The sequence below is a fragment of the Paenibacillus sp. 276b genome (assembly GCF_900107875.1).
Taxonomy (GTDB): Bacteria; Bacillota; Bacilli; order Paenibacillales; family Paenibacillaceae; genus Paenibacillus; species Paenibacillus marchantiae.
In genome coordinates this window covers 1,851,210-1,866,347 of the sequence record NZ_FNRR01000001.1, presented here as the reverse complement: position 1 = coordinate 1,866,347, position 15,138 = coordinate 1,851,210, and the positions used below count along the sequence as shown (strand labels likewise).

Genomic DNA, 15,138 nt, shown 5'->3' with positions numbered 1-15,138 from the left:
TTATATAATGAGACGCGAGAAACTATTATTCGATGTTACGGTCATTGGCGGAGGACTTTCCGGGATTTGTGCCGCTATTGCAGCGGCAAGATTAGGTCAAAAGGTTGCCCTCGTGCATAATCGTCCTGTACTTGGCGGCAATTCCAGCTCCGAGGTACGTGTATGGGTATGCGGTGCAACGGGGCATGGCGTGAACCGTTATGCCCGGGAGACCGGCATTATGGGTGAATTATTCATTCAGAATCAACAACGGAATCCGGAAGGCAACCCCTATTTGTGGGATGTTACTTTGCTGGAGGCGGTAAGAGCCGAACCTAATCTGACTCTATTTATGAATACGGATGTTAGAGAAGTAGAAGCAGACGGTGAGAAGGATGCAAGGATAATTCGTAGCGTGAAAGGCTGGATGATGGGCTCCGAGCGTGAGATTACGTTTGAAAGTAAGATCTTTCTTGACTGTACAGGGGACGGACTTGTTGGATTTCTCGCTGGAGCAGCATACCGGATTGGCCGTGAAGCCCGTCATGAGTTCGGGGAAGAATGGGCACCGGAAGTTGCTGATGATATTACGCTTGGCAGCACACTGTTGTTCTATACGAAAGATACCGGAAAACCGGTACGGTTTGTAGCTCCATCGTTTGCTAAAGACATTACGACAACCCCAATTCCGCTAAAGCGTGTGATCCGTAGTGGAGATTCTGGCTGTCATTACTGGTGGATTGAATGGGGCGGCGAGCTGGATACGGTACATGAGAATGAGCAGATTCGGGATGAGTTATGGTCTGTTATTTATGGCATCTGGGATTATATTAAGAACTCCGGCAAGTTTCAGGCCGAGGAGATGACGCTGGAATGGGTAGGCTCGATTCCAGGCAAACGCGAATACCGCCGCTTCCTTGGTGATACGATTCTGACGCAAAATGATGTTATCTCTCAACGCCCATTCGAAGACCGGGTCGCCTTTGGTGGTTGGTCCATCGACCTGCATCCCCCACAAGGGATGTATGCAAGCGAGAGCGGCTCCAAACATCTGCATGCGGATGGCATTTATCATATTCCGTTTGGATGTCTGTACTCCCGCAATGTCAGCAATCTGCTGTTTGCGGGACGTAATATCAGTGCATCGCATGTTGCATTCGGAACAACCCGCGTCATGGCAACTTGTGCGGTAATGGGAGAAGCGGCAGGTGTAGGCGCTGCCTTGTCGGTAATCAAAGGCGTTACGCCTCGTGAGCTGCGTGAGCAGCATTTAACCGAATTGCAGCAAACGATGTTACGGACCGATGCCTCAATTATAGGACTGAGAAATATGGATTCTGCTGACATTGCGAGAAAGGGGACCATCACGGCTTCAAGCACGATGACCCGAATTTTGATCAACGAACCTTCCGAGGAATACCGGCTGGTCACTGATGTTGGATGGCTGTTCCCGACCGAGGGTGGAATTGAGGGATTTACGCTGTTGGTCTCTGCCCGTGAGGCTACAAGTCTCACTATAGAACTATGGGATACCGGTCGCCATGAGAATTATGTACCGGCAAACTTCAAGCAAGCTTTGCATATCCAGATCGATGCAGGTGAAAATCAATGGTTGGATGTGCCTGCAGACAGTGCAATGTTTGGAGGCGATCCTTGTAATGTTTTTATCATTGTTCGTGCGAATGAAGCAGTCAGTCTCTATACATCAGCTGTCCCGATCAGCGGTGTCCTCGCGTTTGAGCGGGGAGTTAAGCCAATAATCAGCTCTGATCTGGAGGATCATCAGCCGAATCAGCCCATTATCGAATGGTCGATGAAGCGACTTGTCCGAAAGCCATTCTGTTTTGCAGTTGAGACTGGCGCGTATTCACCTGATAAAGTCATCAACGGCTATGTCCGCCCGTTTGGCGGTCCACAGTTGTGGATATCGGAGCCCATCACTAATGGCCGTGAAGAATGGATTGAAGTCAAGCTTCCAGAACCAGTGGATATTCGGGAAATTCACCTTACCTTTAATGACGATGTTAATGAGGATTTGATCAATTTGCATCATCACGAGACACCGTTTCTGATCATTCCCGAGTTGGTTAAGAGCTACGAGGTGCAGGCATATATTAATGGGGAATGGGAACGTTTTGCTGGTGATAGCCATAACCTTACTCGCAAAAAGATTCATCGTCTTGAGAATCCGATCCAATCAAAACGGATTAGGGTGATCATTAAGGAAACGCACGGTGGCGATCGGGCAGAAGTGTTTGAAATTCGACTATATGATTCTTATAGATGACGGCACCCGTGTTCCGCAGCTAGCATCCACAAATAAATGATTGGCCGAAATCTCGCCTTCTTCTTCTGAACTCTAATCGTATGGAAAAGAATCTAGATAAACGATATACTAGCTTATAACTGCTTTTTTGTTGAGGTGAATAGCAAATGGAAGAAGTCGACGAATCCAAACAACTTGTATTACAAATTGGCGCTGCCTTGAAAAGGTACAGAAAAGAAAACAACATGAGCTTAGACGACTTAGCGGAATTGACAGGCGTAAGCAAACTTACTCTGGGAAATATCGAACGTGGCGAGACAAATCCAACTTTGGCGATCATATGGAAAATCTCAAAAGGCATATCTTTACCACTCTTGGCTTTGTTCAAATCAGAAGACCCTGTAAGTTTGTATCGAGCAGGCGAAGGACTGCGGTTTTCTAATGAACAAAAAAATTGGGTTATTGAACCCGTCTTTAAAAACGCTAGCAGCGATATTGAAATGTGTCGGGCTTACTTACAGCCCAATAGCTCCTACCATCCTGAAGGACATCATGTGAATACAACTGAAATTGCGACCGTAATGACGGGATCCATTGAAATTCAAGTCAATGGAGAGATTCACATCTTGAATCAATACGATACGATTAGTTTTCGTGCTGATTCTCCTCACTCTTATACTAATCATACGAATAGTGAAACCGTGCTGCATATAGCCTTGAAGTATGGTTTCTAAAAGTCGCAAATTCCACTTATGAATACAACTCCGAATTCCATTACCGGAATTCAGAGTTGTATTTTTGTTTTTTTAGACAATTTAATTATATTATAAAATACTTATTGTAAATAATGATATACTATAATATACTTTTGTTGTCCGCGCGGATAATTATTGCACCATTTTTACAATCAACAGGGAACAAATAATATCTGTGATTTCAGGAAGGAGAATTGAAGAATGCTGAACAATCAAAATACAAAAGCCCTACCTTCCTCTATAGGGTTTATCATTCTCGGCATTATTTTTATTGCTGCTAATTTACGTACTCCCTTAACATCAGTCGGTCCTTTAGTGAGTCTAATAAGGGATGACGTTCATATTTCAAATACATTAGCGGGCTTGATAACGACTTTACCCTTGCTAGCCTTTGCTTTATTATCGCCTCTAGTACCGAAATTAGGCCGAAAGTATGGGGTTGAACGTATCATTTTGCTTGCCCTAATCTTTTTGACAATTGGCATTGTAATACGTTCTTTATCTGGTGCAGCTAATCTGTATATTGGAACAGTAATTCTAGGATTTGCAATTGCCATATGTAATGTATTATTGCCAAGTATAATCAAAAGGGATTTCCCCAACAAAATTGGCTCTATGACAGGTCTTTACTCCGTTTCAATGTGTTTATGTGGAGCCATTGCATCAGGAATCAGTGTACCGCTAGCTGTGAACGCAGGTCTAAAATGGCAGGGAGCATTAGGAATATGGGGGGTTCTAAGTTTTGTAGCCATTCTCTGTTGGTTACCCCAATTAAGAAATCAATCGAAGCAAACAGTCACGACCAGTCAGCAGAGGGCCAGCAACGATGTGAATGTTTGGCGGTCCCCTCTTGCATGGCAGGTAACCTTATTTATGGGTATACAGTCCATGGTTTTCTATGTGTTGATCGCATGGTTACCTGAAATTTTAAAGCAGCAAGGAATTGATTCAACCCAATCAGGTTGGTACCTCTCGATAATGCAGTTAGCACTGCTTCCATTTACATTTATTGTTCCTGTTATTGCTGGGCGCATGTCTAGCCAACGTTTGTTAGTGGTTATCACAACCATTTTGCTTTTGACGGGAACACTCGGGCTTCTTTACGGAAGCTCCAATATTATATTATTGTGGATCATAATACTGGGAATTGGTGTAGGTTTCGCCTTTAGTTTATCCATGATGTTTTTTGGGTTACGCACTGAAAATGCGCATCAAGCAGCGGAATTGTCTGGCATGGCGCAATCGATCGGATATCTTCTTGCCGCAATTGGTCCTGCACTTATTGGATATCTGCATGATGCGACAAATAGTTGGGATATGCCACTTTTCATTCTGCTGGGCGCTTCGGTCTTACTTTTGTTAGCCGGAATGGGAGCAGCAAGAAACCGTTTTGTAGGTAGCGGAAGTCGTTACGAGCTGCCACGGAAAGGACGATAACTATGTTTGACAAAATTATTGTGGCAATTGATCAAGCTGGAATAACGAACAAACTTCTCAATGCAACCGTTGAAATAGCCCGAGACAAACAAAGCCAAGTTACCTTGGTTAATGTTAGCCAGGAATATGTATCGAGTGGTATGACCTATTTACCAGAGAATTTCTTGGAAGAAATATTGAACGAAATGAAGAAAGCGAGTCTGGAACAGTTGCAACGCGCCAAATCCAAATTAAAATCTGCGGGGATTAACTCAGAAACAGTTCATCTTAAGGGAGATCCTGCACATGAAATATTAAAATATGCTAAGGTTACTGAGCAGCAACTTATTATTATTGGTAGCCGGGGGCTAAGTGGCATAAAAGAAATGATGCTTGGAAGTGTCAGCCACAAGGTTTCACAGTTATCGAAATGCCCAGTGCTCATTGTGCACTAAATCCTTAGGAAACTGCAAGGCTGATGCATTGATATACTAATGCGGAACACGAGTTGCATGAATAGTCTAAAACCCCCTACTAGAGCAAAACTATAATTTGCTCTAGTAGGGGGTTTTATGATTGCTTTTAAACGAACTATTGACTTACAGTTAACTCTATGTCCTATACTCCGAATAGGAAAGAAAAATAAGTGGCTTTTCTGGAGTAGGGCAGTTACAATTTGTTAGGATCATAGATGTGGGGTGTGAACGGGGGATAGGTAACGCTAAATGGATTGTAATGACGATTCAAATAAACTAAATTACGTAATGAATTGGAGATTTAATCAACAATGATAAAGAGTAATAATTGGAATGTATTTGGCCTGGCTTTGTTGCTGGGTTTGTTTTCAACATTAGGCCCATTTACTATTGATATGTATTTACCGGCTTTTCCTGAGATTGCAAAGAATTTCAATACAAGTGCATCACTTGTTCAGTTTAGTCTTACTGCTTGTTTATTAGGTCTAGGTGTGGGGCAGCTCGTTATGGGTCCTTTGAGTGATGCTCACGGTAGACGTAAACCGTTGTTAATCTCCATGGCAGCCTATATTATTTGCTCCTTGGCGTGCGCTTTTGCTCCTAATATCGGACTATTGATTTTGTTTCGGTTCACTCAAGGGTTTGCGGCTTCAGCAGGAATTGTTATTTCTCGCGCGATAGCTAGAGACCTGTACAGTGGACATGAACTCACTAAATTCTTCTCTTTGCTGTTGCTTGTAGGGAATTTAGGGCCTTTGGCAGCACCGATCGCTGGAAGTGGCATTCTTTCATTCACGACATGGATTGGAGTGTTTATCTCACTCTCATTTTTGGGCGTTTTCTTATTAATAATGACAAAGTGGGGCTTGAAGGAGTCTAACCCACCTGAACGACGTATGGCTCCCAACTTCAAACAACAGTTGGGCAATTACAGAACGCTACTACGTGACCGCAAGTTTGTCGGCTATATGCTTGCACAGGGAATCATGACGGCTGGGGTATTTGCATATGTAGCAGGAACACCATTTATTTACCAAAATATTTATGGAGTCACACCAACTGTATTTGCTATATTGTTTGCTTCGAACGGGATCAGCTTGATCATCGGTTCCCAAATTGTGGGTCGGTTAGCACAACGTATACCTGAGCAGACTCTTCTATTATCTGGACTGTGGCTTGCTCTAGCGGCAAGCGTTGCAGCTTTGGTGGTAACCATAGTTCATGGCCCGCTGTTCGCATTGGTCATTCCATTGTTCTTCTTTGTTTGCTCCATAGGTATTACGTCTACTGCAGCATTTCCGCTTGCGATGGAGAGCCAAGCCAAGATGGCTGGAAGTGCAGCAGCGCTACTCGGAGTTGTTCCTTTCCTTTTAGGCGCGCTGGTTGCTCCTCTGGTTGGTATCGCAGGTGAAGACACTGCCGTCCCACTTGGACTCACTTTATTAATGACCAGTCTCGTTGCGATTCTTACGTACTTCCTACTCGTTAAAAAAATATCGCATCACACACCTCAGCATGCTCAGTCTGATGCTAACTTTTAATTGAGAATATGAGGGATTGATCCTATTAGATATAAAAAACCGTTGATCTTTAATTTAAAGACTCAACGGTTTTTTATTATGGTAATGAAGGAAAGACGGCAAAGAACTTTTGAAAGGCTAGCCTTTCGGAATCTTCCGGTAGCTGGAAGGGGAGAATCCCGATATCTTCTTGAAGAGCCTGGAGAAATAATAGGGATCACTAATGCCCACTGCATAGCTGACTTCCTTAATACTCAATTCGGTAAGATCCAGAAGATGACCTGCCCGCTGAATTTTGAGCTGTAGAAAATATTCGATCGGAGCGACGCCCGTTTCAGATTTAAACAGAAAGATCAGATGCTGTTTCGACACCCCGACATGATTAGCCAACTCCGTAAGAGAAATAGAGCCACTCATATGTACATTCATGTATTGAATGGCCTGTTCCAGATAAGTTTCACGTTTCTTCTCTTGTGCCGATTTGACGGCATTTAAGCCAATCCCGGAGAGCAACTGTCTAGTAGTTTGGGCCACATGTACATGGGTAGTCAGGGCATATGTCCGCTCGGCCAGCATTTCATAGGTAGGTAGGAACCATTCCATTAAACGGGCCTTGCCGCTTGGGGATAAAGCGAGTGTGGCGTTAGATAAACCAAACATCTTCACCAATCGATTCGAATGGCTGCCTTTGAAATGAAACCAGTAGATACTCCATGGATTCTCCTGCATTGCCCCGTAACGATGTGCAGTTTCGGGTGGGATTATCATCATATCTCCTTGCTGCATGATTAATCGCTCTCCATGATTCAACTCAACCCATCCTTCTCCCGCTTCGCAAAAGATGAAAATATGCGAGGGGCTGCCCTCCAGACGCTCCCTGAAATGATAGTGAGCGTTGGGGAAATAGCCGATGTCCGTAATAAATAAGGTAGAGGTTAGTTCTTCTTGTTCCAGTTCTTTCATCCAGTATTCAGGAAGTACATATAGCTTCTCCTCTGCAAATCCTTCACGCTTGCGTATGTGGTCAGGACTCATTCCAGTTACCCCCGTAATTCATAATCCGAATAAGAATATAATCCATCACTTCCCGCATTTCGTCAATTGGAACCTTCCTTGCCAGAATATACAGTATAACTATCAAGACAAGGGAGGCAGTTCTAACATGAAGCATGAGGCTGTGGATCACAAGCTGGAGGCGGATCCAACCGGATCCAGTCAGGTACAAGTGTGGGAGACAAGCGTGTTGATACCTACATATGAGGCGGGTGAAGCTGACCCAAATCCGATGTTTCTGGAGAAAAGAGTCTATCAGGGAAGCACCGGTCGTGTGTATCCGCATCCAGTGATCGAGAGTATCTCGGATGTGAAGCATGATAAAAATTACAAATTGGTTATTCTGGAGAATCAATATATCCGTATGGAGATCATGCCGGAAATCGGCGGTAGAATCTATCGTGCGCTTGATAAAACGAACAATTATGATTTTGTTTATTATAACCGCGTCATTAAGCCTGCACTGGTGGGCCTTGCTGGTCCTTGGATCTCCGGAGGAATTGAATTTAACTGGCCGCAGCATCACCGTCCTAATACATTTGGTCCGGTTGAATACAAATACGAAGCAACTGACGATGGCAGTGCTACAGTATGGGTTAGTGAGATTGACCGGATGTACGGTACAAAAGTCACTGCAGCCTTCAAACTCTATCCGGATAAAGCCTATTTGGAGATCCAGGCTCAATTATACAACCGGACACCTGAGCCACAGACCTTTCTGTGGTGGGCAAATCCGGCCGTAGCAGTTAATGAATATACACAATCCGTGTTTCCACCAGACGTAACGGCTGTATTCGATCATGGCAAAAGGGATGTCTCCCGTTTTCCTATTGCTACCGGAACTTATTACAAACAGGATTACTCGGAAGGCGTTGATATTTCCCGGTATAAGAACATCCCGGTTCCGACTTCGTACATGGCTTATAAATCCGATTATAATTTCGTCGGCGCATATGATCACGGCGTAGAGGCCGGATTGCTGCATGTGGCGAATCATCATATTTCTCCCGGCAAGAAACAATGGACTTGGGGGAATGGGGAGTTCGGTCAGGCGTGGGACCGTCAATTGACGGATGAAGATGGCCCATACATTGAACTTATGACTGGAGTGTACACAGACAATCAGCCCGACTTCACTTGGCTACAGCCCTACGAGGAGAAGACCTTTACCCAGTATTTCATGCCTTACAAAAACATCGGTGTCGTAAAAAATGCCTCCATCGAAGCAGCCATCAATCTGGAAGTTGATGCTGAAGCCGGAGAGGCAGTGATCAAGGTATATGCAACATCTAAACTCGAACATGCCGTTGTGGAGTTGAGTGGGGCGGCAACCCGGTATTTGCAGGAAACGGTTGAATTGTCCCCTGTAGATGTATATCAGAAGGTTATTCCGCTGGAGAGCGGGGAGCAGGAGCATGATCTGAAGCTTTTGGTTCGAAATAGGGAAGGCAGAGTGCTGATTTCCTATCAACCGAAACGTCCAGATATTGAACAGATTCCTGAAGCTGCTAAACCACTGGCAGCACCAGAAGAACTGCGTTCGACCGAAGAACTGTATCTGGCAGGCAAGCATCTGGAGCAATATCGGCATGCTACGTTTGAGCCTGAAGCGTACTATCTGGAAGGATTGAAGCGGGATAACGGAGATATCCGGTTAAATGTAGCTTATGGAACGTTACTACTTCGTCGTGGATTATACATAGACAGCGAGCAGTATTTCCGTAAATCTATTGAGCGGTTGACCTGGCGTAATCCGAACCCATATGAGAGCGAGGCCTACTACCAGCTGGGAAGAGCACTTCGTGGCCAAGGCCGTTTGGATGAAGCGTTTACTGCTTTCCACAAATCGGTCTGGTCGGCAGCGTGGCAGGATGCTGGGTACTTCTCTCTTGCTCAGATTTCCAGCCTGAAAGGCCAGTACACCGAGGCACTGGAGCAGATCGAACGTTCACTCATCCGCAATTCACGAAACTACAAAGCACGTAATCTGAAAGCCGCACTGCTGCGCAAGCTTGGTCTGATTGATAATGCAAAGGCCTATGCGCTTGAAACCCTTGAATTGGATGTTGCGGATTTTGGAGCTTATAATGAGTTGGCTTTGGCTCATACAGCTATGGGAGACAAGGATGCTGCACAAGGTATTCTGACTGAATTACAGCAATTGATGAGAGATGACGCACACAACTATCTGAATGTCATCGCAGATTATATGGACAGCGGTTTCTATGAAGAAGCCATTGCAGTAGGGAAAAGAATAGTGGACCCGGAAAATTCAGTCTATCCGATGCTGCATTATGCACTGGCTGAATTATATAAACGTATCGGACAACATGAACATGATCAAGAAGCACGTCGTAAGGGACAATTGGCCAATCCAACCTATTGTTTCCCGAACACGTTGTTTGAACTTGAGCTGCTGGTAAGTGCAGTTCATGCTAACCCGAAGGACGACAAGGCTCATTACTACCTCGGAAACTTTTATTATGACAAAAAACGACCTATCGAGGCGATTGCGAGCTGGGAGAAATCCCGCGAACTGCGGGATGATTTTCCGACGGTACACCGCAACTTGGGGCTGGCCTATTATAACAAAAAGAACAATCCGAAAGCGGCCCTAGCTTCGCTTGAACAGGCCTTTGCTTATGCACCGGATGATGGTCGTATTTTCTTTGAACTGGATCAGCTGCGTAAGAAGCTTGCGTGGTCAACAGACAAACGCCTCCAGTTCCTTGAAGAGCGGCGAGATCTGGTCGAGAAGCGAGATGATCTGTATGTGGAATACGTATCCCTGCTAAACAATCTTGAACGTTATCAAGAGGCAATCGCTGCCTTGTCTCTGCGCAATTTCCATCCGTGGGAAGGTGGAGAAGGGAAAGTGACTGGGCAATATAAGTTGGCTCATACCGAGCTTGGTAAACAAGCGCTGCAAAACGGTCATTATGAAGCAGCAGTTCAGCATTTAAAACAAGCATTAGTCTATCCGTTGAATCTGGGAGAAGGTAAGTTGGAAGGAACTCAGGAGAATAATATTTATTATTATCTAGGCATGGCTTACGAAGGACTGCAGCGGGAAACAGAAGCTATCGCTAGTTATACCATAGCTTCACAGGGTCTAGCCGAGCCGACAAGTGCGTTGTTCTACAACGATCAGCCGCCAGAAATGATTTTTTACCAAGGGTTGGCCTGGTTAAAGCTCCGTAACGGGAAGGAAGCTAAGCGCCGTTTTAATAAACTGATTGATTATGCTGAAAAGCATATTTTTGACGATATCAAAATGGATTATTTTGCGGTATCCTTGCCGGATTTCCTAGTATTTGAGGATGATCTGAACCGGCGAAATGTAATCCATTGCCGGTACATGAGGGGATTGGGACTTCTGGGGCTTGGCCGTGACAAAGAGGCCGGAACCGAACTTGAGTTGGCTCTGGAAATGGAGCCTAATCATCAAGGGGCAATGGTTCATAGACGGTATTCCCAACGACTGGGCGAAGGATTTCAACCTTAATGCTCCATCATCAAAGAGATGTAGAGATATTGTCCATTGGCTGTATTATAGAGAATAAACCTGTATTGCTACAAACAAAAAGGAAGGTGTAATGATAATGGATGTAGGGCGTAGGGAGTTGCCGCGCAAACTGACCATCACGATGTGGGATTTTTCCTGGTACACCATGACCTTACCGGGAGAACCCTATAGCGACCTTGAGGCGAGATTTAAGGAAGCAGTGGAGAGGGGCTACAATACGATCCGAATCTGTGCGATGCCCTTTTTATTGTTCACGGCGGAAGGCAAGCGGCCGGGTCCATTATACTTCGGCAGCCTTGGAGAGATCGGGCAGCGGACACGCTGGTACAACTGCCGAGGTGGCGCCCAGCTGGATGGACATGCACATTTGCTGGAGTTGTTCGGACAGGCCAAGGCCCATGGCTGTTATATCATCCTGTCTTCTTGGGAATATCAGCAGAGCCCCAGCTTCCTGGCATTTCCCGGGTTGCGCGATGAACTGGCTGCCATATCTCCGGAGGAGCGGTTTATGGCTATTGCGAGATCCATGGATCAGCTTATCCGGTATATAAAAGCGAAAGGATACGACAAGCAGATCGTCTACGCGGAGCTGCATAATGAGGTGGAGTTCGGGCAACTGACCGAGATTGGAACCGCTCGAGGCATTGCCCCGTCCAATGTACCGGCACTGGTGGAAGCCATGCAGCCTTATATTGAAGAGGCCGTAGGTTATCTTAGAAGTGTCCACCCGGATATTTTGATGACAGCAAGCTATACACTAAATGAAGCCTATCCCAAATCCTATGTAGCGGGAAATTTACAGGTTGCACATTTCCATCTCTATATCAAAGGGGTATTGAATGAATTAACCGAAGCGGCTGGAATTGATGATGAGCAGGCGCCTTTTCCCGGCTCATTTGTCCAATCGCTCCTGCGGGAGGATGCGCCTCCATTTGAAGAGTATACGCTACCGCGCGACCAAGAATGGAGAATGGAAGGTAATCCGGTAGGGTTAAGGCTGCTCTATCTGCATGACTGGGTGGAGCCGGATAAATGGGATCTTTTTTTATACGACAATTATAGTAAACATAAGCTGGCTATGCTGCAAAAGGCAGATATGCGCTTCGAGGAAGCTCACGAATGGGCGGCTCATTCTGGCTTGCCGGTCGTTATTGGGGAAGGATATGTTGGTTATACGCCGCTGTTAGCGGGATTCGAAGAGGGGCCTGTTGGGAAATTCATTGCAGAGTACGCGCTGCGTAAAGGAATGGCTCTTGGCTTCTGGGGAATGACTCTATGCTCTAACTGTGCGCCGCATCATCCTTTCTGGGACGATATCCCCTGGCAACAGAAATGGAATCGATATATTCTTGCATCGCAATAATTGTTATGTTGGAAAGAACCAAACTTTATGTTCTCCTCTTATCAGAAACGTTGTACATCAGAGTGAATACTTTACTATATCCGTACACCACGACTAAAGGAAGAAAATAAGAAAAGAAAGTCCAATAGATGTTCCAGCCATTAAAATAAAGAACTCTACCCATTTCTTTAGCCAACCATTCGATCAGCGTTAATGTAAAAGAGGTTATTAAGATTGCTAGCCACGACTTCGTATTTTTTTCAAGAATCATGTATATCATGAGGCATCCAGCAATAGGGTATATACCTAAGTCGAAAGGGAGCCCCGCATATGATTGGTTACGGGTATTGGGAAGGATATTCCAGAAAAAATTGAAGCCCGCACTGTTTAAACAAGAAGAGGTGGCTACTCCCAGCGGATAATAAGCTAAGAGGATGTTGACGTTTCTACGTAGAATCCATCCACCGATTAAGATGGGGATAACCATACCAAAAATGACATTCCCCAGCATCGAATCACTCCCATAGGTTTTCACCTGAATAATTTCTTATTATTAACCAAATTTATAATTTCATAAGGGATGCATCCCACTTTTGTATTATCAGGCTAGCCAGAATCCCTTGGTTGGTCTTTTTGTCGATTGAATAACGTGGTACTAGATGATAATGTAAAATAAGGGCGAGGATTCCTCGTTGGGGGAATATACTAATTGAATCGAGGTTCTGAAAATGAGGGTGAAACGAATTGTCACCAATATTAATACACAAAACGTTCCAGCAGCAAAAAGCTTTTACCAGGATGTGCTTGAACTTGATTTATTGATGAATCATGGTTGGATTGAAACATACGGATTACTTGGAGAGGAGAACGTTCAAATAAGTATCGCCACACAAGGTGGCTCCAATACACCTACACCTGACCTTTCGATTGAAGTTGATGATGTCGATGTAGTGTACGAACGCATGAAAAGCGCGGGTTATACAATAGAATATGAACTTACGGATGAGCCTTGGGGAGTTCGTCGATTCTATGTCCGTGATCCATTTGGTAAGTTGATCAATATCCTTGCTCATAGACATTAAATCAGTTGTCAGGGAGTGTATACAAGCAGAGTTACTGTGCAAATTAAAGTACTTTCTTTAAAAATTATTGTATATTGGTTTGAAGTATTGGCATTCTTTGCTCGGATGTTATGATTAACTAATAGTCGCAAATTCAAGGTGTACAATGACAAAATTCATCACTATTAACGGGGGGGAACAAGAATGATGAATGTTTTGTTAGTGGATGATGAGCCATGGGTACTGGAAGGTCTGCGGACAATGGTAGATTGGAACAAATACGGTTTTCAAATTTGTGGAGAGGCTGAGAACGGGAACGCTGCTTGGTCCATTATTGAGAACCTTCGGCCAGACCTGGTGTTTACAGATATTCATATGCCTTCAGTGAGCGGACTTGAACTGATTGACCGCTCGATACAAAAACTAGCCAAACCGCCGCGATTTGTCATATTAAGCGGATACGATAGCTTTGATTATGCGAAAACAGCGCTGGAACAGCGTGTGGAGGATTATTTACTCAAACCCATTGATGAGGTTGAGATTGAAAACGTATTAGAACAGATGAGTCGTAAAATTCAGAACGAGCTTGTCGCAGAGAAATTGCATCAACATGAGCGTACTTTATATGTAAATTGCTTGTTCAACCGTCTGTTTCAGGGGGAGGATAGCAGCGAACTGCAAGCCGAAGTGGAAAGTATATTGCAAATGAAGGGTCATGAGAATATGGCCTGTCTTTTAATTGAAACGGATATTTGCAATGAAGACATAAAGTCACAGGTACAGCGTTTTGCTAGCGCTCATCACTACGAATTTTTTATGGATGCTGAAGGAAGAATGGGTGTGTTTGCTGCTATAATTGAAGATTCTCTGAGTTGGCTTGAGAGGCTAGGGAGAACCTTGTTTGAGATTTACTCCGGTCATGGATCAATTATTGTGGCATTTGGATATCACTCAGGTGGAGTAGTCGCTATGCGGTCAGCATTTGAAAAAGCGTTATCTGCTTTGAAATGGAAGCGTTATCAAAAAGGAAGCGGCATTATTCGCGATCAAGATTTGCCACGGCATAGTAACATGGCGATTGTAAATCAAAAAGCGTTGAGTAACCTGTTTAAAACCATTTTAACGGGTGAAGAGAATGGGTTGGAGAGAGAGGTACACGAGTTGCTTGCGAGTCCAGATTCAGGGCTGTCTGTGTCGGATATAGAATATGTTCGGGTACAATTGCTTGCTCTTGAAATGGGAGTTCTCAAGCAAATGAAGGAGCTGGATGGGAATGTAGACAGGTTTGTGTTGCAGTTACAACATATGTTGGGCGATTTATCTGACATTGATTCCTTTCCTGCATTTAGGGAATATGCACTTATATTAAGTCTCAACGCTTTGAGAGCTCTGCAGGAGCAGCGGAAAGAAAAAGAATGCAGCACGATTTTTCGTGTAGTGCAATATGTTAACCATGAGTTTCGGGAGAAGCTGCAGCTCCAGGAGATTGCACAGAAATTTCATATGAATGCCAACTATCTGGGGCAAGCCTTCAGACAGCAGACTGGCAAGTCTTTTCGGGAATATCTGAATGATAAACGGATCGAGGAGGCGAAGAGACTGTTACGTCAGAGCTGTTGTAGCATAGCCGAAGTTGCGGTCCATTCAGGATACCCTAATGCCGACTATTTTGTAAGTCAGTTCAAGCGAATGACGGGGATGGCTCCCTCCGCGTATCGAAAACAACCATAGATTGGGACTCGAC

11 protein-coding genes are annotated in these 15,138 nt (G+C 44.6%); 9 read left to right on the top strand and 2 right to left on the bottom strand.

Annotated features, from left to right (window positions below):
* Nucleotides 1–7: 7 nt before the first annotated feature.
* From BLV50_RS07825 to BLV50_RS07805, 5 genes are all read left to right on the top strand, one after another.
* Complete coding sequence (locus BLV50_RS07825) at nucleotides 8–2,266, top strand: FAD-dependent oxidoreductase (RefSeq protein WP_090806838.1); 2,259 nt, start codon at nucleotides 8–10, stop codon at nucleotides 2,264–2,266.
* Between the two features lie 146 nt (nucleotides 2,267–2,412).
* Nucleotides 2,413–2,979, top strand: a complete 567-nt coding sequence (locus tag BLV50_RS07820; protein WP_063563645.1) for a helix-turn-helix domain-containing protein — start codon at nucleotides 2,413–2,415, stop codon at nucleotides 2,977–2,979.
* 222 nt (nucleotides 2,980–3,201) lie between these two features.
* A complete protein-coding gene (locus BLV50_RS07815; RefSeq protein ID WP_090806836.1) occupies nucleotides 3,202–4,437 on the top strand; it encodes a CynX/NimT family MFS transporter in 1,236 nt (411 codons plus the stop codon).
* 20 nt (nucleotides 4,438–4,457) lie between these two features.
* The gene (locus BLV50_RS07810; protein ID WP_256337890.1) at nucleotides 4,458–4,871 is read left to right on the top strand and encodes a universal stress protein; all 414 of its coding nucleotides are present in this window, start codon (nucleotides 4,458–4,460) and stop codon (nucleotides 4,869–4,871) included.
* A gap of 332 nt (nucleotides 4,872–5,203) precedes the next feature.
* Nucleotides 5,204–6,433: a multidrug effflux MFS transporter gene (locus BLV50_RS07805; protein WP_063563647.1), complete on the top strand. Its 1,230-nt coding sequence runs from the start codon at nucleotides 5,204–5,206 to the stop codon at nucleotides 6,431–6,433.
* A 117-nt stretch (nucleotides 6,434–6,550) separates the two neighbouring features.
* Here the strand turns inward: BLV50_RS07805 and BLV50_RS07800 are convergent, their stop codons facing one another.
* Nucleotides 6,551–7,447, bottom strand: a complete 897-nt coding sequence (locus tag BLV50_RS07800) for an AraC family transcriptional regulator (protein WP_079693775.1) — start codon at nucleotides 7,445–7,447, stop codon at nucleotides 6,551–6,553.
* A gap of 127 nt (nucleotides 7,448–7,574) precedes the next feature.
* On the opposite strand from BLV50_RS07800, the gene BLV50_RS07795 reads away from it, so the two are divergent.
* Together BLV50_RS07795 and BLV50_RS07790 are read left to right on the top strand one after the other, a co-directional pair.
* Complete coding sequence (locus tag BLV50_RS07795; protein ID WP_090806832.1) at nucleotides 7,575–10,970, top strand: DUF5107 domain-containing protein; 3,396 nt, start codon at nucleotides 7,575–7,577, stop codon at nucleotides 10,968–10,970.
* Nucleotides 10,971–11,067: 97 nt separating this feature from the next.
* Entirely contained in the window at nucleotides 11,068–12,354 is a 1,287-nt protein-coding gene (locus tag BLV50_RS07790) for a cellulase-like family protein (protein WP_090806830.1), read from the top strand.
* A gap of 25 nt (nucleotides 12,355–12,379) precedes the next feature.
* Here the strand turns inward: BLV50_RS07790 and BLV50_RS07785 are convergent, their stop codons facing one another.
* On the bottom strand, nucleotides 12,380–12,844 hold the full coding sequence (locus BLV50_RS07785; protein WP_063563651.1) for a CBO0543 family protein: 465 nt from the start codon (nucleotides 12,842–12,844) through the stop codon (nucleotides 12,380–12,382).
* A 217-nt stretch (nucleotides 12,845–13,061) separates the two neighbouring features.
* Between BLV50_RS07785 and BLV50_RS07780 the strand changes: the two genes are divergently transcribed.
* Nucleotides 13,062–13,415 (top strand): VOC family protein, encoded by a 354-nt coding sequence (locus tag BLV50_RS07780; protein ID WP_063563652.1) that lies wholly within the window; start codon nucleotides 13,062–13,064, stop codon nucleotides 13,413–13,415.
* A gap of 186 nt (nucleotides 13,416–13,601) precedes the next feature.
* Nucleotides 13,602–15,125 (top strand): response regulator transcription factor, encoded by a 1,524-nt coding sequence (locus tag BLV50_RS07775; protein ID WP_256337889.1) that lies wholly within the window; start codon nucleotides 13,602–13,604, stop codon nucleotides 15,123–15,125.
* Nucleotides 15,126–15,138 lie beyond the last annotated feature (13 nt).